This window comes from Glutamicibacter sp. PAEs-4 (assembly GCF_051161755.1).
GTDB classification, from domain to species: Bacteria; Actinomycetota; Actinomycetes; order Actinomycetales; family Micrococcaceae; genus Glutamicibacter; species Glutamicibacter nicotianae.
In genome coordinates this window covers 393,991-417,187 of the sequence record NZ_CP195017.1, presented here as the reverse complement: position 1 = coordinate 417,187, position 23,197 = coordinate 393,991, and the positions used below count along the sequence as shown (strand labels likewise).

The window sequence follows — 23,197 nt, the reverse complement described above, 5'->3', positions numbered from 1 at the left end:
CAAAGAAATAGGGATGACGATGCGGATAAACGTTCCCATGCCAACCTTGCCTTCCCAGGACGATCGGTTGGGGAGCTCTATTAGTAGCTCTTGACCGTTACTGAGAACTTCCAGACGTTCTGGCCAACCCGTTTCCCGTTGCGATCGGTGTCGTAGTAGATAAAGCACTGGCTCGCTCGCGTCCACGAAGAGTTCATCGTCAAACGCTTGGCGTTGCAAGCATCGAACGTCTTGTAGTCAGTGGGATAGAGATAGGAATATCCAGCCTGAGCCGGCAATGCTGCAACGGTTAGACCTCCAGCAGCAAACGCCAACGCCGAGGCTGACATAGCGATCCGCATAAGGGTTTTTCTGATCATGGCTCCACCTCCAGGACGTGACAGTACTAACAGCAGTAGTATAGCCATAGTTTGGATTAAATGGTTGGGTTTTCTCACACCTGCCCGATGTCTTGCCGGAGCTAAGCAGCCAACACGACCACTGTGGGCAGCAGGATATTCGCTAGATCTGTATGCCTTGGGGGGGCAAACCAGAATTGACTGGATGTGGTGCCCTGGAATCGACTTCCGGCAGTCCGCGGCATGATCAGGAGTAACCTCGCCATCCGGAAAACTCGTGATCCAGGGCATCGCGTCGCCATGCTGCAAGTTTCCCTTCGGTACGGCGCTGATGCTGGTTATGCAGCCAGATACCCAAGGAATGTTCCGTTTCAGATGTGTAGGTCCGGTATCGCGGGAACTGGCCGCTTTCTGCAACGAATTCGCGGAGCGCCTCGAAACGCTCGCTCCATCGTTCGTCGAGTTCGCGTTGCCGAGGTCGATATGCCAATCGGGAACGTCTTGCAGAAGCAGGATTTTAGCTGCAGGCAACTGACGGGATTGGAGCTCTTTGCGTTGTATCGCCAGCCTGTAGTGCAAAGAACGTTCGGCGCGGTCGCCGGTACTGCGCGGAAGCCTTTTGTGCTCAGTGTGGAAGGCTGCTAGTTCGGTAGCCTGACGCCGCCATGTGCTGGAGGGCCTGTTGTTGTTGCGTGCAGCCACTGCAGCTTCGCACTTGGCACGGAAACCCGGTTCATAGTGATCGCGTCGTCGCAGGTGGTAATGGATGGTGGCAGGACCGCGGTGGCAAAGTTCGGCGATTTCCCGCACGGTGATCCCGGCGAGCAGCAGCTGATCCCACTCGGGGTGTCTTGAGATATTCCAGCTGGTCATGGCCTTAAGATACCGCACGCAACGAGCGCTGGGAGCGGCTGGAATAAGCTAGCGATGATCGAGAATGTCACCGAAAGACGGCACCATAACTGGGCTTATACATCGGGAAGCAACACCAACTGCAGGGGATTGACGCAGCCGGATGTAGGTAGCGCAGTGGTGACTGGAGATTTAGTTTTCGGATGTGCGGGACCAGTAGGCCATGAGCTGCTCCTGGCCTTGCTGCTCGCTGAGCTTAGAGGTTTCCAGATCAGACATATGCAGCTGATCTTTTAATGCACTGATCATCCAGGCAGGCAGGGAGAATGTGCGGTCTGGCTCTGCTGTTGCTTCAACCGATTCGTAGAGCCGGCCCATCTGGACGATAACGTCCTTCAAAGGCCGAATCTTCGGGTTGTTGCCCAAGCGCGCAACCCGAGAGGGGCGTCGCCGCGTGAGTTCGTCGGCGACTACATGCCACAGCTGGCGGCACCCGTCCAATGACACACGCTGGAGAGGCGTGAACGCGCTGCTGACTAGGGTAGGATGAGACCGCAGACCCAACGCGAGTCGCTGACCATAGCACTGTTCTGGAGCTAGGGTCCTGCTGCTTCCTTGATCAAGGAAGCTACGAACTACCGATGCTCGACCCTCAACACTTTTGTCGCGCCGCAAAATGACGACAAGCAACGATTGGCGGCGCGCTTGGATACCGCCCCTCTGCCCAGGACCCATCTGCCAGCCCGGGCCAAAACGCCCGGGCAGAAAACCCAGGAGTAGCTTTGCCCCGTTCCCATTACGCGCTGGCCCTGGCAGCCAGCGCCCTCCTCGTCTTGCAGCCGCTGGGACCTGCTGCAGCCGACGAAACATTGACCGTTCCCAACCCGGCGTCCACCAGTGATACCGGGGCGTGGGCTTCGAGTTCCGTCGCTATTCCCGAAGGGCAAAGCCCGCGTTCGGTGCAGGGGCTGATCGAAACCACAGCCAGCAGCGGAGAAATCCAGCTGCGCGTCGGCCAGAGGATTCTCAAGACCTTCCCGGCGCAGCAGGCAGGAGAGTTCGCTATCGACCTGGATGAGCCGGCGCGCACGTTGCTGGCGGACGCGGAAAACGGCGGCCGCCTGAGTGTGGGCGCAAGATGGGTTCCGGAGGACTCTGCCGGGCGTTGCCTGGCCGCGCAACCCGAACAGGTCAGCTTATCCGGCCTGCGCATCAAGGTCGAGGGCGAGGCGGCCGCCCCGCAGTCGATCGCTGAATTCTTCGCCATGTCCCCGAAGCGTGTTGCCATCCAGGCCACCGACCACTCCGCAGCAGCCGCAATGACCGCCGTCCCGGCGATCGCCACGGCATTCAGCGACGCCGATGTGTTTTGGGAGGCCAAGAACCCTGATCTGACGGTTCGCTTCGACGCATCTGGCGGGAAGCTGAAGCTGAAGCTGGACCGGGCGGGCACGACCCTGACCGTGTCCGGGGATGCACAGGAATTTGCGGGGTTGGACTCGGTGCTACGCACGGAGGCCATCAGCCTTGCCACCGGCACAGAGACCACCGCCAAAGCCACGCCGGATGAGCCGGTGCGGTGGGCGCCACCCGAGGAATTGAGCCTGAAGGATCTGGGGCTTGAGAATCCCCGGTTGGAAGGCTACGGACAGTCCTCGCTGTATGCCGGGGTTGACGAAGCCGTCTTCGGAGCCAGCATGCAAAGCGTGCTGATCCACCTCGCGGGAACGCACAGCGCGCTTCCGAGCAGTGCCGAGGCTGCATTGAACGTGTATTGGAACGATAGCCTGGTGGGTTCCTATGTGCTGGATGCGCAGGACACTTCCATCAACACCGATATATCTGTGCCCGAAAGCCTGGTGAAGGGGCGCAATGGCCTGCGGATTCAGCTGGATGCCGCGGCCGTCGGAGCCGAGTGCCGCACCGCCGGATCACTGCCGGTCCAGGTGCATCTTGATGGCGCGGCCAGCTCGATCACCCCGGCCTATGGAACCAGCGCGACCCAAGGCTTCGAGATGCTGCCCCAGGCCGCTTCGGGCCAGATCGGCTTGGCACTTGGCCAGTCCTCGGAACCATCCGATTCCTACCTGCTGGCCACGGGGCTCTTGGCCTCCCTGCAGCAGGCCAGTGGTGTTCCGCTGCAGGTCACGCTGTTGCCGGAAGAGGAGGTGGCGTCCTCCCCGCTCAGCGCTATTGTCGTCGGGGCCTCGGCGGCCACCATCAATGAGCTGGGTGCGCCACTGCGCCTGGAGGAAATGCGCACCATCGACGCGGGGATGCTTTCCGCTGGGGTCGGCACCGAGGCGCCGTACGCGGCACTGCAGGCATTTACCAGCAACTCGCGCACCATCCTGGCCGCCGGGAGCTGGGCCCCGGGTGATGCCACCGGCGCGGCCGAGTCATCGCGGGCCGATGGCGGCTCGCTCTACGCCGACCTGGCCCACCAGGTGCTCGCTTCCGAAGGCGGATGGTCCGCGCTTTCGCGCAATCTGCTCATTGCCCAGCCAAATGCCGAACCGGTACTGCTGGAAAGCAATTCCGTCGTGCCCCAGCCATCACGCACCGATGACTACCGGGTTTATGGGTGGTGGGCCGTCGGCGGCCTGGCCGTGCTGGTAGCACTCGGTGCCGCTGGCGCTCTGGTATACTGGCGCACCAACCGCAAGGCGCGGGCGCAGGCAGAAGCCGAGGCGAAGGCCGCCGCCCCATCTGCTGCCCGCGATGAGCTCTAGTTCCGCCGCGGCCGCCGCACCGGTGGCGCCAGTTCGGCCCGCATTGCGCGGCTGGCGGCGCGCCTGGCAGCTGCTGGATGCGACGCCGGAAGACCGCAAGGTTCCCGGCACGCTGCTGATCGCCGGATTCGCGCTGGCAGTCTCCCTTGGGGCAAGCGTATATACCGTCAGCACCGGGTGGGCGCTGGCCTATTCGGATGCGCAAAGCCACCTGACCATCGCCCGGCGCATCGTTGATTCCATGGCTCCGGGCTTTGCCCAGCTCGGCACTGTATGGCTCCCGGTGCCGCACCTGCTGCTGGTGCCGCTGGTCCAGCTCGATCCGCTGTTCCATTCGGGGTGGGCCGCCGCGCTTCTGGGCAGCTTCTCGCTGGCCGGAACCGCAGCAGGGCTCTACCGCATTGTGGCCAGGCTCGGTATCGGGCGTGCCGGGCGGCTGAGCATGGTCCTGATGCTCGTGGCGAACCCCAGCGTGCTGTATCTGTACACCACCGCACTCACTGAACCGGTGCTCCTGCTGTTTCTCGTCGCGGCGCTCTCCGGTCTCACCCGATGGGCGCTGGGCAAGCGGCGCATGAGCGCAGGGGAGCTGGCCATCTTCGCTGGCCTGCCGACGGCCGCCGCCATGCTCTCTCGCTACGAGGGCTGGATGCTGGCGCTGACCGGGACCATTTTCGTGATCCTGGTGACCATCAGGCGCACCCGCTCGGTGCGCCAGGTCATGATCATGGGCGCCGGATTCGCCTGGATCCCCGCACTGTCGGTGCTCTGGTGGCTGGCCTACAACTGGGGCATTTACGGCGATCCGCTGGAGTTCATGTTCGGCCAGTATTCGGCCAGCGCGCAGCAGTCCTCCATTAGTGGCAGCGGCCTGCTGCCCACCAAGGGAAACCTCGGATTGACCCTGGTGACCTTCCATGCCTCGGTGCTGGGAACCGCGGGGACTCTGCTGCTGGTCATGGCGGGCGCTGGATTGCTCGTGGCCGCCTACCGCTGGCGCTTGTCCACGTCCGGATTGGTATTCTGGCTTACCGCCAGCGCCTACGTCTTCGCGGTACTAAGCATGTACATGGGCCAGACCGCCATTAACAACGCCCACTCCTTGCCGAGCACCTGGTGGAATAACCGCTTTGCGATGACCGCCATGCCGCTGTATCTGGTGGCCGCCGCGCTGACCGTGGACCGGGTATTCGCGCGCTTCCCGGCGCGCCCGGCAAGGGGGGTGCTGGCCGGGATGCTGCTGGTCGCGACCGTGCTGCAGGCCAACTGGTGGGCCAATGGGCCGATAGCTCGTGCTCCCGTGCTGGCCGAGGCACAGATGAGCCGCGACTCGACCCGCTACTCCACCGCGGCCGCGCGCTGGCTCTCCGAGCACTACGATGGCGGCTCGGTGCTTATCGATGAGAGCGCGCGCGGCAATTCGGTCATTCCACTGCTTGGGATCGACATTTCGCAGATCTACCTGAGGGCCTCGGGGGATTTGTTCGACCAGGCCCTGGCCAATCCGGCAGCGCACGCACGCTGGGTACTGCTCAATGTCGAGGAAGAAGGATCCGCCATCAACTCGGGCCCGGTGGATCTTGTGGACCAGGCGTTGACCAGGCTGCCGTCAGTCCGGGCGCAGTACCACACCGTCTACAGCTCACCCACGCATGCCGTGTTGCAAAGGAACGACTGATGAATACTTCCTCCATTCCCCTGGGGCAGCTGCTGATCGAGCATGGTCTGGTGGATCAAGCGGCGATCGACCGCGCCTTGGCGGACCAGCGCCGCGAAGGCGGCCTGCTGGGCCGCCACCTGCTGCTCAACGGCTCGGTCGACCGCCGCGCTATGTACCGGGTGCTTGCCGCGCAATGGCAGACCGAATTGGTGGATCTGGTGGCAGATCCGCCGCAACTGAATCTGCTTGTGCAACTGGACCACACCTGGGCACTGTCCTCCGCATGGATACCCTACCGTCGCGAGGGCGAGAGCACGGTCATCGTCACCTGCGAGCGTCCGACCGAGCTGATGGTGGCCGAAGCCGAAGAACTCCTGGGCACACCTGTGCGGGTTGTGGCGGCCACCGACTGGGACATGCAGCAGGCGCTGCAGTCCGCGTTCCGCCGTGAAATGCTCTATGACGCCTCCGATAAGCTCTCTGCCGAGGAGCCCTCAGCCTCGGCGCGCGTGGCGCTGACGACCTGGCAGAAAGTGCTGCCGGCGCTGCTGGCCGCGGCGCTGGCCGCCGGATTGCTACTTGATGTGCGGCTTACGCTGATCGTCGTGCTGTTCATCGCGAATATCAGTTTTGCCTCCAGCATCCTGTTCAAGACGCTGGCCAGCGTCAACGCCCCGATCCAACGGGCCCGCGAACGCCTGGGCGCGCGGCTGCTACAGCGGTGGCGAACGGATTTGGGGGTCGCCGTCGATAGCAGCGGACGCATCCCGGATGATGAATTGCCGGTCTACACCATCTTGATCCCGGCCTTCCACGAGGCCAATATCATCGCGAAGCTGCTGGATAATATCGGGGCGCTGGACTACCCCCGCTCCAAGCTCGAAGTCCTGCTGCTGCTGGAGGAAGATGACGCGGAAACGATCGCGGCCGCCAAGGCCGCAGCCCCGCCAATGAACGTGCGGATCCTGGTGGTACCCCGAGGCGTGCCGCAGACCAAGCCCCGCGCCTGCAATTACGGGTTGGCGCTGTCCAGAGGCGAGTTCTGCGTGATCTACGATGCCGAGGACCGCCCCGAACCGGACCAGCTGCGACTGGCCATTGCAGCTTTCCGCGAAGATGAAAGAATTCGGCGCGACGTGGATCCCACTGCCCGACCCCTGGTGTGCGTCCAGGCGGCCTTGAATTATTTCAATGCCGAGCACAACGTGCTCACCAGGATGTTCGCTGTGGAATACTCGCACTGGTTCGACTCCATGCTGCCTGGCATGGAGGGCACCGGGATCCCGCTGCCGCTGGGCGGAACGTCGAATCATTTCCGCTCTGCGCAATTGCGTGAGCTAGGCGGCTGGGATCCGTGGAATGTCACCGAGGACGCGGATCTGGGGCTGCGCGCCAGCGTGCGGGGTTTCCGGGTGGGGATCATCGACTCGACGACTTGGGAGGAAGCCTGCTCCAAGGTCCCGGCATGGATCAAGCAGCGCACCCGGTGGATCAAGGGTTACATGATCACGGCTGCCGTCAATATGCGTCGTCCCCTGCGATTCGTTCAGCGTACCGGGCTCGGGGGAGCAGTGGGCATGATCGGCCTGATTGCCGGGACTCCGCTGGCGTTCTTGTCCTATCCGCTGGTTCTAGGGTTCACGATCTTCACCTATGTCGGTGTCCGGTTTATTGGGCTGCAACTTCCCACAGGTTTGCTGGGGCTGGGCTGGGCGACCATGCTCTTTGGAAATGCCATGATGATTCTGGTTTCGGGGCTGGTGTCCTGGCGCCGCTACGGGGCCAGGGTGGCCGTTTTCGCGGTGCTGAACCCGGCCTATTGGGTCTTGCACTCCATCGCTGCCTGGCGTGCGGCGTACCAGATGGCACGCACTCCGCATGTCTGGGAGAAAACTCCGCATGGGCTCGACGAGGAGGACGGCTTTGCCCAGCCAAAGGCGAAGGCCCAGCGTTCCTGGACACCCGGAGAACCTTGAGCCATGCTCTGCCGTGGCATGCGTTGATGACGCGGTTACTTCGCCTGATCGCTATTGATTGACCGTTGCCTGCGGTTTGCGATGGTGCTGAGCACATGGGTCACGACCAAGCCAGCGGCGATAGCCAGGACCCATCGAAGAAGCATCGGGATATCGGTAAGAATATCCAGCGCCACATTCGCGGCAAACGCGACAATGACGCTGGGGACGACAATCATGTAGGTGCGCATGAGGTCGACTCTTCACGAGGCCTGTTGAAAAAACAATGGACTAATCCTCATTTGCCCTGGTTAGTCTGAAATCATCCGCTTCGGTCCCTCAATAACGTGGTGGCGACATCAAAGATCCCCCGGCAAAGCGGACGTCACCCAGGATGCCAATGGTGTCTTGTCTCGTCCGGTGAAATTCTTGCCCGGCGGCACACTGGCCACGCGTGGTTTCGCCTAACGTTGGTTTCGGTATCAAGAAATGAGGAAAGTGATTGAACACTTACACAAGACTGTTCCAACTGCTTGGGTGGAGCATCGCGGTGCTTTCGACGGTGCTGGGGATATTTTTCGTTTCGAAAAAGGATGCTATCGCTTGGTATCCTCAACATGGCTCGGCGGAGGTATTTACTTCACGAGTGGTTTACCTAGAACCTGTAGGTCTTACTCTCCTATCTGTTGGCATTCTTTCGGTTGTAGCCCTATGCATTACGGAGACTCTTCGTAAGCGCTAGTTCTTGGCAAACCACTTAGTGTATGAGCGTGTGCAATTCTTGCTCACATCTTTAGATTTTGATTTATCTTGCGGCTAACCCCTGGCAAGCCAGGGGTTAGTCCATGAATCTTCATCCTGTGATTGCTGGAAGCTCCTAGGGCAGTCTTGGCTTTCTATGCTCGACGCGTGCGATGAAGCCAGAAAGCTGATTGACGAGCGAGAAAATCACGATGCGCGGGTATTCGAAAATATCTGAAACCCATTAGAATGGTTGATTCTAAGCCGATAACCTATCTTATGTAAAGTAGAAAAGACTTTATTTGCTTTCACCGCACATAATGAACTTTCAGGTAACGCCTCGCATCGATCCCCGACCCTGGGCGGCTGAAGCGCGCCATGGTATCGCTGATACCCGGCGGATTTTTAGTCTAACCGTCGAATGTGCTCGTATTCTGAGGCGATGTTCGCCCGCGAATACTCTGATCCGAAAAGCTGTGCAAAGATTTACCCAGTTCTCAAATCTAAGCATCCCGAGGGGCACATGAACTTTCACCGCACAACACTAGCCATCAGCGCTGCCCTGGCTCTCGTTGTCGGCGGCCTCACGCCGGCTGCTCAGGCAGCCCCACCGCACAGTTGCTGGTCATGGAGCGATGAAGAAGATCGCCCGTTCCATATGGAATGCTCTCAGGTTGAATCATTGGCTGATCTGGAGGTTCCCACCACGGTGACCGAGCTGAGGATTCTGAACCAGGACGAATCGACCATAGCTGGGCTGGAGCATCTGAAGGACATGCAACAGCTGATTTCTGTGGAAATCTACGGTGCCACCAACGAGGCGGTTGCGGCAGCGGCTCAGTTGCCCAACCTGAAGAAGCTGTGGGTCACCTTCCTGCCAGCGTCCGGTGTCACTGAGGCCACGCGGACTGCTCTGACCAAGATGACAAAGCTAACCAGTCTGACCGTGCAAGACGCGGGCCTCACGGATTACTCGTGGGTGGCAGCTATGCCTCTGCTTGAAGAGTTCAAAGCCAATGAGACGCATTCGCTTTCCAAGGGCTGGGTGGGCAAAACGCTAGCCTTCGCACCAATTGTTGGTGTGGACGGCCGAGCCCTTGTTCCGCATCGGCCTTCAGGGGCCGCTGATCCACAGCCTGTTTACACGAAACTTACTGCCACATCCGTGCTGCCCATGGTGGCTGGCAGCAACGTCATGGTCGCAACTTCCGATGCAACCACGGGTTCCTCCCTGATCTCTTCTGATATATACGTTGTTTTGGTCACCGACGTATTTGATACCGCGAAGTCAAGCCCGTTGAGAGTCAACTACCGCACAGCACGAAAGGGCAATTCCGACTCTCCTTTCGCTATCGTCGGTGACGAATTGGAAATACCTTGGGGCTCTTATGCGCAAAAGAACTTCCAGTGGTTCCGCAATGCTGTCGCGGTCCCTGGGGCTACCGGGCGCACTTATAAGCTGACCCCCGCTGATGCCGGGAAGAAGATCACCGCAAAGTACACCAGCGTTGAGAAAACTTCTTGGGACAAGAAGATTGTCTACGTCCCTACCGCTACCTTGTCCACCGAGTACGACCTACAGATCCCGGCCTCTGAGTCCGCTCACCCCGCTGCCAAGCTGACCGGCACCGGATTCGTGACGGAGAAACTCAGTGTTGCGTTGGATCCCACCGTGTTCCCCCATGCCCAGAAGACGTATCAGTGGTTCAAAGACGACACTACTGCGATCAAGGGCGCGACTGGTCCCACCTTCATCCCAGATGATTCTTTGAACTTGAAGCGGGTCCACGCCGTCGTAACTTTCGTTGGCGCACATGCGGAGCCGGTCGAGCTGATCTCCAAATCCGTAAAGATCGATCATGGCAATCTGAAATCCGGGAAACCGACCATCTCTGGATCCGTTAGGGTGGGGTCGAAGCTGACGGCCAAACCGGGAACGGTATCCAAGCAGGATGCGAAACTTACTTACATCTGGCTGCGCAACGGAAAGGAAATTTTCCAGCAGAACCGCAGCACCTATACTCTTGTTCCCGCCGACCTGGGGAAGAAGATCAGCGTAAAAACACAGTTCACCCACCGTTATTACAACACCGTGGTCACTCAAAGTACAGCGACCAAGACAGTGGCACCGGGAACGCTAAAGGTGAGTAAGAAACCGACTCTCTCAGGCAAAAAGATCGTGGGGAAAACCGTAAAAGCGTCATCCGGCGCCTATAGCCCCATTGCTGAGAAAGTGACGTACCAGTGGCAACGCTCCGGCAAGAACATCAAAGGTGCAACCAAGAGCGGCTACAGGGTTACTAAAGCTGACAAAGGCAAGAAGCTGACAGTCAAGGTGAGCGCAATAAAGAAAGGCTACACAACGAAGAGCAGCGTAGTGACTGCCAACTAATACCATTTTGCGTCGAGAAGAACCTGCGGTGCAGCTATTGCGTCAAGTCAGCTGTCCAGTCGCTTCATTGCTATTGTAGGGATCGTCGAGAACACGGCTGAGAGTTTAATTTGTGCGCACAAAGAGCTTTCCCTGAGAGTTGATACTCGGATAGTGTGCTTGGTGCACGCATGAAAATGCTCCGTGAAAGTTGTTGACTTGTAGAGTTCAACTTTCAGGGAGCAGTTTCCTACGGACTTTAGTCGGTAGCCACATCGACGCGGAGATTTGCCTCCCGGTTGCTGATGTTACTGGACAAGGTTCATCGCTTACCGGGGATCAAATCACTCTTAGTATGGCCAGAGCCCACCAGCTGGATTTGTAACGGAGGCTTTATAAGGCCACAATCCACCGGCATCAGTATCACTTTGTGTTGGAGAATTGACGGTAACACCAACCAACAACGCCACGGCTGCTACCGCTAAAACTAGTAGCTTCTTAAACTTAATCATCATGGGTGTGCGTCCTTCAATGTTAAAAGCTTCAATGCGGCACGACGCCTTGAGAACATAGCGAGCGTCGTGCCTAATCTTAGTGAATGCCCCGACTCCCGACAACTGCTTGGGTCGGCAATGGAATACTACTTACATGAACCCAATACTCCCTGCAGCCTCTTTCCAATTGATGGTCTCTAAGCTGCTGAGTAACGTACGACTCAAAGACCATGATGCGGTGATTACTCTCGGCAGGACTATGCTTAGCCAGATGTCGCCAAACACGGATCCTTCAACAATATGGCTTGTACAGGAGGCTATCTGTTCTGCCGCGCATGAGACAGACAACTACGAACTGATGAATACCATCGCTGAAGAGTTGCTACATACCGCAAATCTCATGGACCGCCCTGATCTGCATATCATGGCTTTGTGTAAATCTTCGACGGCTAAAAGATGCTTAGGCGATGGAGATGCGGCGCTAGACATAGCGGAAGCAGCGCGTGCACAAGCAGCGAATTTTCCCGATAGTTTCCCATTGCGCGTTCAGGTTCTCCAAGTCCTTCTGGCCGCCCTAGTAGAAACTGGCCAGCTACATGAGGCGTGGAAACTGCACAATTTACTAGATAGCTCGCTTCACCTGATCGCTGATCTACATGAACAGGGTAAGGCTTACTGGACGTTGGGAAATCTGGCGTTCTTGGTTTCAGAGCCCATTCTGGGCATGCGTTATCATGATCGTGCGGCGACATTGCTCAGCCCGACGAAAGACATGCTGCTTTGGGCACGTTTCAATAGAGCTTCGACAGAGCTCAGATTGCAAGCGGGTCTGTTCGAACCCTCCACCAGCGATTGCCTTAGTCGAGCCGAGATTGCTTTCGGGCTGGTGCAGCCCGGCGACTTGGACCAGGTGGGATTGTGCATGACTAAGTCCCGATTCATAGCTTTAGGTGGAGACCCTATTCGAGGATTGAAGATGCTCGAAGAATTTTGTGCTGACTATTCGGGGGCCCCTGAACACCTCATCCCGTTGTACCAGTGGTGGTCCGAATTACTGGCCCTCACGGATCAATCAGAGCTTGCTGACGAAAAACAGAAGTTCATCGAAAAAATTGTCCAAGAGAAGAATGATGAATCGAGAGAGAATGTCACTGGCGGATTCTGATCCACGCATCCAAGAGATCGTTGATTCAATAGTCAAGATCTCCGCTGGCGACTTTTCTGTCTCACTATCTCCCAGTCCATTACGTGACGAGGTGGATGCAATTATCGTCGGTATCAAGGCTATGTCGTTAAGGCTGGAAGCAACCTATGAGGCTTTAGAACAGCGGGTCCGGCAACGAACTGGCTTATTGGAAGAGGCACGACGCGACCTTGAGGTTCTCGCATTTACCGATGCATTAACCGGACTAGATAATCGCGCTGCAATTCTGCGTAAACTTGATGCGCACTTAGTTGCCCTAGGTCGCGGGGAGCCGTCAGCGGTCCTCTTTCTATTGGATCTCGATTCCTTTAAACACATCAATGACACCCAGGGTCATAATGCCGGCGACTTAGTTCTCAAGGAAGTCGCTCGGCGCTTGAAGGAGAATATTCGCCCAGGAGATGTCGCGGCACGTTTAGGTGGCGACGAATTTGCTATCCTGGCACACACTGACATCGCCGTAGCGGAATCAATGGGACAGCGTATCCTCAACGCCCTGCATGAGCCAATGAACATCGGTTCATCGGTCATCACACCTGGTGGAAGTATCGGTTTCAGTGCAAGCACACCATCCCAGCACTCCGAACAATGGATAGAACAAACCGATACAGCGATGTACGTCGCCAAACGCGGTAATGTCACTAAAGTTCAACGGTTCGAAAAGTACATGCTCTATGAACGACAACATAAAGCTAGGCTCAGTTCCGAGTTGCGCATAGCTCTAGAACGAAAAGAGATCTATCCGATCTACCAACCCATCGTTAGTTCGGCCACCGGTGAGCACGTAGGCGTAGAAGCATTAGCTCGATGGGCTCACCCGAGTTTAGGAATTCTGCCACCAAGTGATTTTCTGCCATTAGCAACTAGCGCGGGGTTGGACCATAGCTTGACTGCGCGGATCCTTTCTGGAGCTCTTGCCGATCTGGCTCAGTGGCGAGCCAACCGAAGTGTCACTGAAGAATTCCGCATGCATATAAATGTCACCCCTTCAGAACTGAGTAATCTGGCATTTCCAGACTTCGTGAAAAGTCAGTTGCGCGACTATCAGATACCCGCCTCTTCACTAGCCATTGAGCTCACCGAGAACGAATACATTTCAGGTGGAAACCTTGAATTATATTCACTCAGAGGGCTCAAGAGCATGGGCGTTAGAATCTACATTGACGATTTCGGGGCCGGATACTCCGCTTTCGGTTATCTTGACAAGCTTCCGATCACGGGAGTGAAGATTGACCGTTCTCTAATAACCGAAATAGATACCAGTGCGATGCAACAGTCGATATTGCGTTCTGTGCTGGATTTGGGACGAGCTTGCGAACTAGATTGCATTGTGGAAGGCGTGGAAACCCAGGGGCAGGAAGCTGCACTGCGTGATATTGGAGCCACTTATTTCCAAGGCTATCTATATGGAAAACCAGACCTTTACATCCCACCCTTGAACAGGTCCTGATAAGTTCCCTAATCATAGGGTAGGCTGTGTCCAGAAAATACAAAGTGACATTCGCCTCAGGTTCGAGCGCAAGCTCCCTCGGTGATTTCAGCGATCAGGATTTGGGGACCAATGACCATCAACCCGCCAGATTCACCGTCAGCGCCGGCAGTAGACCCTCATTGGACAATGTCTCACGGGGACTCAGCGTTTTGTGAAATTAAGTTCACTCAAGGTACCACACTCAATCGCTTCTTGCTCGATGAAATCGGTAGTCAATATTGTAGGCAAAATGAAAATGACCGCATCCGCGTAATCGTGCATCTAAGTGGATTGGTAGACGTGTGCCCTGATGTGGCTGCGCACCTAAGTAAGGCACCAGAATCGACTCGATTGGCGCTCTTCGGGAACAGCCATGTCGACCAAGTGCTTTCTGGCTTTCTGATGGCTGATCTCTCCACCACTAAAATCGCGAAGTACGTCACTAGATTTGATGATGCCATCGCATTTCTAAAGGAGTAATCTAATCGGATCTTCACCTGCGACCAGCTCGTTGTTAGTTCCCAGGTCTGACAAATTGCTGCGAGGATGAGCAAGCGCGGACCTAAGCACAAAGCGAACACCGCTCAGACCCTCAAATGATGGACATAGCTGTACATAGTCGACGGCGGAGTCCGCGTACCATGCAGAATCGACGTCTCCGCCATTCCTGCTTACTGACGAAGTCAACCAATATCCGATATTCGTGATGCCGGATAATTTAGTTTTCAATTTTTCTCAAATGCTACGACGCGAGTATCGAGACGAATTTCATCCTGAGCTTAGATGTCAATTCAGCAACTGATGGTTGTTATGCTGTTCAGCAGGAAATAGTTCCACAAAGGATCGCTGTTCTCGTTGCGGATTTATGTTTGATTAATTTCGGATGGGGCTCTGAGGGCATTATCGCCTGAGCCGTATGGAGGTTAAAGCCTAAGATGACACGCATGGCGAAAGATGCGCAGGTATTTAACGGTGCTCAGATATTCACCGATTCGGCTGAACAGGCTATTTCTTACCTTAAAATGCATACTCCGCTGACAGATTGGTCTGTTTCTCGCGTAATCGATGGAGAGCAGGTCCACTTGCACGTGCAGCCGGATCAGTTGCTCAAAACTGGTCAACGTGTTGAGTGGGAGGAATCTTTATGCAGTCGAATGGCCAATGGTGCTGCTCATATTGTGGAAAATACGCAGGAAGATCCTGACTATTCGTGTATGCGATTATCAGCTGAGGTGGGGGCCTATGCCGGGTACACCATCAATGATGACCGGGGTGAGATGTTTGGTGTCCTGTGCGGGGTGCGCACCGATCCGCTCACTGAGGGAGAGAAAATTGATGAAGAACTCGTTGCCCTTATCAGTTCACTTCTATCTGCCCAATTGAAGTTAGCAAGAGTAGCTGATAGAGAACGGAGAAATTGTGAGCTATCCGATGCCTTGGCGCAAACAGATGCTTTGACTGGTCTGTTGAACCGACGAGGGTGGGATAAGATCGTCGGCGATGCGCAAGAACGTCTCGACGCTTTTGGCGATTCTGTCTCGGTTGCGGTGATAGACCTCAATGGGCTTAAGCAGGTCAATGACAGCCAAGGTCATGCAGCTGGCGATTTATTGTTGCAGCGCGCTGGTGAGATCCTGAGAGGTAAAAGCACTGAGTCCTGCCGCGTCGCTCGATATGGGGGTGATGAGTTCATGATTTTGGCCAACGGAGTAGCTCCATCCCAGACAGAGGCTTATTTCTCAGTATTCAAAGAGGCTTTGGAAGAAGCAGGGATTCCTGCAGCCATGGGATTCTATTCAGCTCAGCCAGGTAGTACCAACATTGATCAGTGTATTGCCGCGGCCGATGCTTTAATGTATGAGCAGAAATATCAGCGTCGCGTTCGCTCCAATAACAATAGCTAACAGGCTATCCTTGCAACGGCTTCTAAAGAGCTATATCCATCTAAATGCGCTCTTGTCATGAAGATTTCTAGATCGAAAACTGTGTTCACTAATATCATTACTGACATGCTATTTTGCTGATCTTATCTACCTCTGCGACCGCTTCTTTGGACGGAATTCGTTCGCCGATAACCCACGTTATGTAAAGTAGAAAAGATGTTATTTGCTTTCACCGCACATAAAGAAGTTTTGGGTAACGCGCCACAGTGATCCGCAATTCCTTTTGGCCTGAGGATTATAAGAAGACCAAGAAGACCAAGAAGATTCAACACATAAGGATAATCGGGTCCTGAAAGGATCGTTTACTGTGCGGGCTGATCTTCTGGCGGTTCTCCATGCAAGCGGCACTTGCACCGTCGAAGGCTATTGTTCAACATGACATCTTGGCGACGCACCGTGCTCTGCTGGAAGAAATCAATCTCAGCATCATGGGGCAATAGGGCGACCAGCAAGTCTGGATTGGCGGAGGGACACCAAGCCCTCATGCAGCCCAGTTCATTCCCCCGCATCATGAGCGAGTTGCCGAACTCACGGACGACTTGGTTAAGTTCGCCAATCGTGTCGATCTTCCAATCCTCGTGCAGACAGCAATCGCTCATGCCCAGTTCGAGACGATTCACCCGTTTCCTGACGGCAACGGCAGGGTTGGCCGGGCGCTGATCCAGGCAATACTGCGCGGTACGCAATTGACGCGCAGTGTCACCGAGCCGGTCTCTGCCGGCTTGCTCCACGACACCACCAGCTACTTCAACGCACTGGATTCTTACCGTTCCGGAGACATCGCGCCGATAGCAGCAGCAGCCGCCAACGCTTCTTTCGCGGCGATCAGCAATCGCCGGCTTCTGGTAAACGATCTTGACACTGTCCAGAAGCAATGGCGAGAACAGGTCAAAGAACGACGGGATTCGGCAGCGAATCGGCTAGTGAGCATCCTGCTTCGCCAACCAGTCATCGACAGCTCATCCGCTGCCGCAGAACTTGGGATCACGACCGTCAATGTGCAGATTGCTATTAACCACCTGGTTGATGCCGGGATCCTCGTGCAAATCACGAACAGGAAACGCAATCGCATTTGGGTAACCAAGGATGTTGTGAGGGGGCTAGACGAATTCGTGGCCAGAGCTAAAAGGCGCAGGTAGAGGAAGCGATTGAGCATCCACGCCGGCAGTTCAGTTTCATCGATTTCAGGGCTACTGGCGGCATCAAGCGGCAGTTTTCGCTTCCCCGAGACTTGCAGGAACCACGACGCGAATCTGCACCGTATTCGTTTGAACTAGTGAAGTCCCCGAACTGTCGAGTCCAGAACGTAGTATCGATTCCATGAGTGATGTGCTTTCCCGGTTTGGTGCGGCCACCCGCAAGTGGTTCACCGACGTCTTCTCGGCTCCCACGGTGGCGCAGAGCGGCGCCTGGGAATCCATCTCCGACGGGAAGCACACCCTGGTCATCGCTCCCACCGGTTCTGGCAAGACCCTGGCCGCGTTCCTCTGGGCCCTGGACCGGCTGCATCATGCGGAACTCGACGCGCCAGCGCTGCCCGGAATGGAATCCGATGCGGACCACCCGGCAGGCACCGGAACCAAAGTCCTCTATATCTCCCCGCTGAAAGCCCTGGGCGTGGACGTGGAGCGCAACCTGCGCTCCCCGCTGGCCGGCATCCGCTCCACCGCCCATGAGATGGGGCTCTCCCAGCCATCGGTCACCGTGGGCGTACGTTCCGGAGACACCCCGGCCAATGACCGGCGCAAACTGCTCAAGGACCCACCCGACATCCTGATCACCACGCCCGAGTCGCTGTACCTGATGCTCACCAGCCAGGCCCGCATAACCTTGGCCCAGGTGCACACCGTCATCATCGACGAGGTCCACGCCATCGCCAACACCAAGCGCGGCACGCACCTGGCCCTGTCCCTGGAGCGGCTCGACGCGATGCTTGCTGCCCCGGCCCAACGCATCGGGCTCTCGGCCACGGTGGAACCGCCCGAAGAAGTCGCCCGGTTCCTGGCAGGCTCGGCACCAGTAAATATCGTGCGCCCGAAATCCACCAAGAAGTGGGAGCTCGCGGTGCGGGTCCCTGTCGAGGACATGACCGACTTGCCGTCGGCGGCCGGCGCCCACGACTTGGGACCCGGTTCCTCCCCGGCGGCCTCGGCCAGCATCTGGCCGCACGTGGAAAACCAGCTGGTGGATCTGGTGCTGGAGAACCGCTCCACGATCATCTTCGCCAACTCCCGTCGCTTGGCCGAACGCCTGACCGGGCGGCTGAACGAGATCTATGCCGAACGCGAGGGGTTCAGTGCCGAGGATACTTCCACATCCACCCCGGCAGTGCTGATGGCCCAGGCCGGGTCCACCGCCGCTTCTAACCCAGACGCACCCCTGCTGGCCCGGGCCCACCACGGCTCGGTCTCCAAGGATGCCCGCGCCCAAATCGAAGAAGACCTGAAGCTGGGCAAGCTGCGCGCCGTGGTGGCCACCAGCTCGCTGGAACTGGGCATCGACATGGGCCTGGTGGACCTGGTGATCCAGGTCGAATCACCCAACTCGGTCTCCTCCGGCCTGCAGCGCGTGGGCCGTGCCGGTCACCAGGTCGGCTCGGTCTCCCAGGGCATCTTCTTCCCCAAGCACCGCGCGGACCTGCTCTCTACTGCACTGGTGGTCACCCGCATGCGTGAAGGCAAGATCGAGAAGATGGCCATGCCGGCCAACCCGCTCGATGTCCTGGCCCAGCAGACCCTGGCCGCGGTGGCCATGGAGGACCTTGAGGTCGAAGCCTGGTACGACACCGTGCGCAGGGCCGCGCCCTACCAGCAGCTGCCGCGCAGCGTGTACCTGGCGACCTTGGACATGATGGCGGGCAAATACCCGTCGGACGAGTTCGCCACCCTCAAGCCGCGGCTGATCTGGGATCGCGATGCCGGAGTGCTCAGCGCCCGCCCCGGCGCCCAGCGCCTCGCGGTGATTTCCGGTGGCACCATCCCGGACCGCGGGCTGTTCGGAGTCTTCCTTGCGGGATCCGAGGATGACAAGGCCCCCAAGCGGGTGGGCGAGCTCGACGAGGAAATGGTCTACGAGTCCCGCGTGGGCGACGTGTTCGCGCTGGGCGCCACCAGCTGGCGCATCGAGGACATCACCCACGACAGGGTGCTGGTCACCCCGGCCTTCGGCCAGCCCGGCAAGCTGCCCTTCTGGCACGGCGACGGTCTGGGCCGCCCGGTGGAACTCGGAGCGGCGCTGGGCGAATTCACTACCGGGCTGCTGGCCGGCGAGCGCAGCGCCTCCGCCGCCGCGCTGCGCGAGCACGGGCTGGATCCCTTCGCGGCCGAGAACCTGCTGAACTACCTGGGCGAGCAGCGCCAGGCCACCGGGCAGGTGCCCAACCACCAGAACTTCGTAGTGGAACGCTTCCACGATGAGCTGGGCGACTGGCGGGTGATCCTGCATTCGCCCTTCGGCCTGGCGGTGCACGCCCCGTGGGCGCTGGCCATCGGGGCGCGCGTGCGCGAACGCTGGGGCCTGGACGCCTCTGCGATGGCCGCGGATGACGGTATCGTGCTGCGCATCCCGGCCATGGATGATGAGCCGCCGGGTGCCGACCTCTTCGCCTTCGAGGCCGATGAGATCGTGGACGTGGTCACCTCGCAGGTGGCCAACTCGGCGCTGTTCGCCGCGCGATTCCGCGAATGCGCGGCCCGCGCCCTGCTGCTGCCGAGGATCAACCCGACCAAGCGCACCCCGCTGTGGCAGCAGCGCCAGCGGGCCAGCCAGCTGCTGGACGTGGCCCGCAACTACCCGGATTTCCCGATCATCCTGGAGACCGTACGCGAGTGCCTGAACGACGTGTACGACCTGCCGGCCCTGACCGAGATCCTGGGCCAGGTCTCCTCCCGCGCCATCCGGCTGGTGGAAGTCACCACCGAGCTTCCCTCGCCCTTCGCCCAATCGTTGCTCTTCGGCTACGTGGCCCAGTTCCTCTATGAGACCGACGCCCCGCTGGCCGAACGCCGCGCCGCCGCGCTGAGCCTGGACCCGGTCCTGCTCGGCGAACTGCTGGGCCGCAACGATGTGCGCGAAATCCTCGACCCGCAGGTCATCGCCGCCCTCGAACAGCAACTGCAGCACCTGGCGCCGAACCGCCGGCTATCCGGGATGGAGGGCGCCGCGGACCTGCTGCGCCTGCTCGGCCCGCTGAGTGCAGAGCAACTGGCTCAGCGCCTGCGCTCAACGGAGGATGAGCAGGAAGCCCTTGATGCCGAGACCGCCCGGGCCCATGCCGAATCCCTCGTGGCCACCCGCCGCGCCTTCACCCTGCGGGTCGCCGGGCAACTGGCCTATGCGGCCATCGAGGACGCGGGCAAGCTGCGCGATGCCCTGGGCACCCCGCTGCCCACCGGCATCCCCACCGCCTTCCTCGAACCGGCGGCCCAGCCAATTGAGGACCTGGTGTCCCGCTTCGCCCGCACCCACGCCCCGTTCACGCTCTCCGAGCTGTCCGCCGCACTCGGCCTGGGCGTCGCGGTGCTGCGCCCGGTGCTCGACCAGCTGGTGGCGGCCGGCCGCCTGTCGCTGGGCGCGTTCCGTCCGGTGGAGCTGATCCCGCCTGGAATCAGCGGGGATGAATACTGCGATGTTTCGGTGCTGCGCACCATCCGCACCCGTTCGCTGGCCGCGTTGCGCGCCGAGGTGGAGCCGGTGGACCAGCCCGCCTTCGGACGGTTCCTGCCCGCCTGGCAGCAGGTGGGCTCCCGGCTGGAAGGCAGCGACGGGCTCTACGAGGTGCTGACCCAGCTGGCAGGGGTTGAAGTTCCTGCCTCGGCGCTGGAATCATTCATCCTGCCCGCCAGGTTGCACGGCTACCAGGCATCGTGGCTCGATGAGCTGACCAGCAGCGGGGACGTGCTGATCTGCGGGGCCGGGGCCGCCGGCGGCAAGGACGGCTGGCTCTCGCTGCACACCGCAGAGTTCGCTGCGCTCAGCCTGCCAGCCCCTGACATGTCCCAGCTGGATTCGCTGGCCCGCCGGGTGCTTGATTCCTTCGACGCTACCGGGGCCTACTTCGTGCAGGAACTCGCCGCCCGGCTGCACCCGGAAGAAGGGCTGCCGCCCACCGAGCAGGAGATCACCGAGGCCTGCTGGCAGCTGTTCTGGGCGGGGTTCATCTCCCCCGACACCCTCGCTCCGGTGCGCGGCTACCTGGCTGGCGGCACCACCGCGCACAAGATCGCCAAGCCGGCGCCGCGTGCCCGTGCCGCCCGGCTGAATAGGCTCTCCGGGCTTACCCGACTAGCCCGGGAACAGGCGGCCGGACAGCTGGCACGCAACACCCGCGGCTCGGCCCGCTGGTCGCTGCTGCCCGCCCCTGCGCTGGACCCGACCATCGCAGCGCATGCAACCGCGGAAATCATGCTTGAACGCTACGGGGTGCTCACCCGCGGTTCGGTGGCCGCCGAATCCGTGCCCGGCGGCTTCGGCCAGCTCTACCGGGTGCTGTCCAAGCTGGAAGAGGCGGGCCATGCCCGCCGCGGCTACTTCATCGAGAAGCTCGGCGCCGCGCAGTTCTCCACCGCCAACACCATCGACCGGCTGCGCACCTTCACCCAGCCCGATGACCCGCAGCGCCAGCCGCAGGCTGTGGTGCTCGCCTCCACGGACCCGGCCAACCCCTACGGCGCGGCCCTGCCGTGGCCGGCCACGCAGACCGGGCACCGCCCGGGGCGCAAGGCCGGGGCGATCGTGGGTCTGCTGGACGGAGAATTGGCGCTCTACCTGGAGCGCGGCGGGCGCACCGTGCTCGCTTTCGGCGAGCCAAGCGAAGAGTCATGGCGGCTGCTGGCAGGAAATCTGGTGGCCGTGCTGCGCACAGCGACAGTGGACAAGCTGGCCATTGCCACGGTCAACGGCGAGCCGGTCCTTGAGCACCCCCTCGCCCACGCGCTGCTGGCGGCCGGATTCTATTCCACCCCGCAGGGGATCCGCTTCCGGCGCTAAGCCGCAGCGCAGGCAAGCACCGGCGCTACTCGCGCGCCCTGCCCCAGATCCAGGCAGCATTGGTGACCTCGAAGAGAACCTGCCCATCGCAGCCGAGCGAGCCATGCAGAGTCACCAGGGCCCGGTCCTCGCGCTTGAACTGGATATCGGTGATTTCCAGTTGCCCGTGCAGTTCCATGCCGGGACGCACCGGAGCATGGAACTGGATATTCTCCATCGCCCTTCCGGCCACCACCCACCAGTGCCGGTAGGCTCCCAGCACTGCCAGGCGCTGGAAGATCGCCAACGAGTGGATGCCGCTGGCGATGATGCCGCCGAAGTGCCCCTGCTGCGCAAATTCCTCGTCAGTGTGGAAACGCTGCGGATCCCACTGCATGGCGAACGCGTGCAGATCCTCCGCGGTCATCTTGTACGAGCCCAGATCGACAATGTCCCCGACTGCCAGATCCTCGGCATAGACGGTCGGTTCGCTTGGATCGATCTGCTCTGTTGCTGCAATGCCCATGCGCCCAGCGTAGGCCACGGCCGCGACGAACTGCGCTTCGTCACGGCTGCACCTTACGATGGGTTCCTGGATTGATTCTAGGGAGGACGCATGCCAGAAGGAGATTCCGTCTACCGGGCCACCGCCCGGCTGCACCGCGCGCTGGCCGGAAAAACCATCGTTCGCTCGGACTTCCGGGTTCCGTCGCTGTCCACCGTGGACCTGGCCGGGTACATGGTGTCCGAAGTCGTCCCGCGCGGCAAGCACCTGCTGATGCGCTTGCATCCGCCCACGGACCCAGACCCTGCCTTCAACCATCCTCCCCTGACCCTGCATTCGCACCTGCTGATGGAGGGCCGCTGGGACCTCTACGGCTCCGGCGACCGTTTCAAGCGCCCCGCCCATACTGCCCGTGTGGTGCTGCAATTCACCGGGATCACCGCGGTCGGATTCGACATCGCCCAGGTCAAGCTCGTGCCCACCGCCGACGAGCAGGAACTTGTTGGCCATCTGGGCCCGGACCTGCTCGGCACGGATTGGGATGCGCAGCAGGCGGCCGCGAACTTCCGCGCGCAGCCGCAGCGCGGCATCGGCGAGGCGCTGCTGGACCAACGGCTGATGGCCGGGGTCGGCAACATCTACCGCAGCGAGGTCCTGTTCCTCACCCGGCTGCATCCGCTCACTCTGGTGGGGCAGGTGGTGGGCCTGGAGAAAGCCATCGAGATGTCCCGGCGCCTGCTGGAGGTCAACAAGGACCGGCCGCGCCGGGTCACCACCGGCCTGGCGCGCACCCGCGAGCCCTATTGGGTGTATGGACGCGCCGGCAAGCCCTGCTTGCGCTGCGGCACCACCATCCAGGTCTTGAAGATCGCCGCCGAGGACTCGGGGCTGGAACGCGACTGCTACCTCTGCCCGTCCTGCCAGCCGGCACCGCGCAGCTGAGGCCGCGGATCAGCGTGCTCCC

The 23,197-nt window shown here is 59.6% G+C and carries 15 protein-coding genes; 11 read left to right on the top strand and 4 right to left on the bottom strand.

All coding sequences use genetic code 11. The features are described from left to right. Positions 1 to 80 precede the first annotated feature (80 nt). Positions 81 to 1,211 (bottom strand): helix-turn-helix domain-containing protein, encoded by a 1,131-nt coding sequence (locus tag ACR9WD_RS01970; RefSeq protein ID WP_434922605.1) that lies wholly within the window; start codon positions 1,209 to 1,211, stop codon positions 81 to 83. Positions 1,212 to 1,382: 171 nt separating this feature from the next. Next, a complete protein-coding gene (locus tag ACR9WD_RS01965; protein WP_434922604.1) occupies positions 1,383 to 1,616 on the bottom strand; it encodes a hypothetical protein in 234 nt (77 codons plus the stop codon). Between the two features lie 356 nt (positions 1,617 to 1,972). On the opposite strand from ACR9WD_RS01965, the gene ACR9WD_RS01960 reads away from it, so the two are divergent. The 3 genes from ACR9WD_RS01960 to ACR9WD_RS01950 are packed head-to-tail and all read left to right on the top strand — an operon-like array spanning position 1,973 to position 7,558. Continuing rightward, complete coding sequence (locus ACR9WD_RS01960) at positions 1,973 to 3,922, top strand: cellulose biosynthesis cyclic di-GMP-binding regulatory protein BcsB (RefSeq protein ID WP_434922603.1); 1,950 nt, start codon at positions 1,973 to 1,975, stop codon at positions 3,920 to 3,922. Continuing rightward, positions 3,912 to 5,600 (top strand): hypothetical protein, encoded by a 1,689-nt coding sequence (locus ACR9WD_RS01955; RefSeq protein ID WP_434922602.1) that lies wholly within the window; start codon positions 3,912 to 3,914, stop codon positions 5,598 to 5,600. The genes ACR9WD_RS01960 and ACR9WD_RS01955 overlap by 11 nt, the downstream gene beginning before the upstream one ends. Beyond that, on the top strand, positions 5,600 to 7,558 hold the full coding sequence (locus tag ACR9WD_RS01950) for a glycosyltransferase (RefSeq protein WP_121866061.1): 1,959 nt from the start codon (positions 5,600 to 5,602) through the stop codon (positions 7,556 to 7,558). Before ACR9WD_RS01955 ends, ACR9WD_RS01950 begins: the two co-directional genes overlap by 1 nt. Positions 7,559 to 7,593: 35 nt before the next feature. Here the strand turns inward: ACR9WD_RS01950 and ACR9WD_RS01945 are convergent, their stop codons facing one another. Next, positions 7,594 to 7,788, bottom strand: coding sequence for a hypothetical protein (locus ACR9WD_RS01945; protein ID WP_121866060.1), 195 nt, complete (start codon positions 7,786 to 7,788; stop codon positions 7,594 to 7,596). A 1,013-nt stretch (positions 7,789 to 8,801) separates the two neighbouring features. Here ACR9WD_RS01945 and ACR9WD_RS01940 point away from each other — a divergent pair. The 7 genes from ACR9WD_RS01940 to ACR9WD_RS01910 all read left to right on the top strand — a co-directional run bounded on the left by ACR9WD_RS01940 (position 8,802) and on the right by ACR9WD_RS01910 (position 21,749). Next, a complete protein-coding gene (locus ACR9WD_RS01940) occupies positions 8,802 to 10,670 on the top strand; it encodes a hypothetical protein (RefSeq protein ID WP_434922601.1) in 1,869 nt (622 codons plus the stop codon). Between the two features lie 627 nt (positions 10,671 to 11,297). Continuing rightward, the gene (locus ACR9WD_RS01935; protein ID WP_434922600.1) at positions 11,298 to 12,308 is read left to right on the top strand and encodes a hypothetical protein; all 1,011 of its coding nucleotides are present in this window, start codon (positions 11,298 to 11,300) and stop codon (positions 12,306 to 12,308) included. Beyond that, the gene (locus ACR9WD_RS01930; protein WP_262199148.1) at positions 12,289 to 13,797 is read left to right on the top strand and encodes a bifunctional diguanylate cyclase/phosphodiesterase; all 1,509 of its coding nucleotides are present in this window, start codon (positions 12,289 to 12,291) and stop codon (positions 13,795 to 13,797) included. Before ACR9WD_RS01935 ends, ACR9WD_RS01930 begins: the two co-directional genes overlap by 20 nt. Positions 13,798 to 13,908: 111 nt before the next feature. Beyond that, positions 13,909 to 14,298, top strand: coding sequence for a hypothetical protein (locus ACR9WD_RS01925; RefSeq protein WP_162989159.1), 390 nt, complete (start codon positions 13,909 to 13,911; stop codon positions 14,296 to 14,298). 464 nt (positions 14,299 to 14,762) lie between these two features. Continuing rightward, positions 14,763 to 15,722, top strand: a complete 960-nt coding sequence (locus tag ACR9WD_RS01920; RefSeq protein ID WP_434922599.1) for a GGDEF domain-containing protein — start codon at positions 14,763 to 14,765, stop codon at positions 15,720 to 15,722. A 497-nt stretch (positions 15,723 to 16,219) separates the two neighbouring features. Continuing rightward, positions 16,220 to 16,900: a Fic family protein gene (locus ACR9WD_RS01915; protein WP_208644152.1), complete on the top strand. Its 681-nt coding sequence runs from the start codon at positions 16,220 to 16,222 to the stop codon at positions 16,898 to 16,900. A 181-nt stretch (positions 16,901 to 17,081) separates the two neighbouring features. Continuing rightward, entirely contained in the window at positions 17,082 to 21,749 is a 4,668-nt protein-coding gene (locus ACR9WD_RS01910; RefSeq protein ID WP_434922598.1) for an ATP-dependent helicase, read from the top strand. A gap of 25 nt (positions 21,750 to 21,774) precedes the next feature. On the opposite strand, the gene ACR9WD_RS01905 is transcribed toward ACR9WD_RS01910, so the two are convergent. Beyond that, a complete protein-coding gene (locus tag ACR9WD_RS01905) occupies positions 21,775 to 22,254 on the bottom strand; it encodes a MaoC/PaaZ C-terminal domain-containing protein (protein WP_434922597.1) in 480 nt (159 codons plus the stop codon). Positions 22,255 to 22,344: 90 nt separating this feature from the next. Here ACR9WD_RS01905 and ACR9WD_RS01900 point away from each other — a divergent pair, with 90 nt between their 5' ends. After that, a complete protein-coding gene (locus tag ACR9WD_RS01900) occupies positions 22,345 to 23,175 on the top strand; it encodes a DNA-formamidopyrimidine glycosylase family protein (RefSeq protein WP_434922596.1) in 831 nt (276 codons plus the stop codon). Positions 23,176 to 23,197: the final 22 nt, after the last annotated feature.

Excerpts from the sequence above, each read along its gene's own strand:
- ACR9WD_RS01970 (WP_434922605.1), bottom strand. The coding sequence starts at position 1,211 with ATGACCAGCTGGAATATCTCAAGACACCCCGAGTGGGATCAGCTGCTG.
- ACR9WD_RS01955 (WP_434922602.1), top strand. The coding sequence starts at position 3,912 with ATGAGCTCTAGTTCCGCCGCGGCCGCCGCACCGGTGGCGCCAGTTCGG.
- ACR9WD_RS01950 (WP_121866061.1), top strand. The coding sequence starts at position 5,600 with ATGAATACTTCCTCCATTCCCCTGGGGCAGCTGCTGATCGAGCATGGT.
- ACR9WD_RS01945 (WP_121866060.1), bottom strand. The coding sequence starts at position 7,788 with ATGCGCACCTACATGATTGTCGTCCCCAGCGTCATTGTCGCGTTTGCC.
- ACR9WD_RS01940 (WP_434922601.1), top strand. The coding sequence starts at position 8,802 with ATGAACTTTCACCGCACAACACTAGCCATCAGCGCTGCCCTGGCTCTC.
- ACR9WD_RS01935 (WP_434922600.1), top strand. The coding sequence starts at position 11,298 with ATGAACCCAATACTCCCTGCAGCCTCTTTCCAATTGATGGTCTCTAAG.
- ACR9WD_RS01930 (WP_262199148.1), top strand. The coding sequence starts at position 12,289 with ATGTCACTGGCGGATTCTGATCCACGCATCCAAGAGATCGTTGATTCA.
- ACR9WD_RS01925 (WP_162989159.1), top strand. The coding sequence starts at position 13,909 with ATGACCATCAACCCGCCAGATTCACCGTCAGCGCCGGCAGTAGACCCT.
- ACR9WD_RS01920 (WP_434922599.1), top strand. The coding sequence starts at position 14,763 with ATGGCGAAAGATGCGCAGGTATTTAACGGTGCTCAGATATTCACCGAT.
- ACR9WD_RS01910 (WP_434922598.1), top strand. The coding sequence starts at position 17,082 with ATGAGTGATGTGCTTTCCCGGTTTGGTGCGGCCACCCGCAAGTGGTTC.
- ACR9WD_RS01905 (WP_434922597.1), bottom strand. The coding sequence starts at position 22,254 with ATGGGCATTGCAGCAACAGAGCAGATCGATCCAAGCGAACCGACCGTC.
- ACR9WD_RS01900 (WP_434922596.1), top strand. The coding sequence starts at position 22,345 with ATGCCAGAAGGAGATTCCGTCTACCGGGCCACCGCCCGGCTGCACCGC.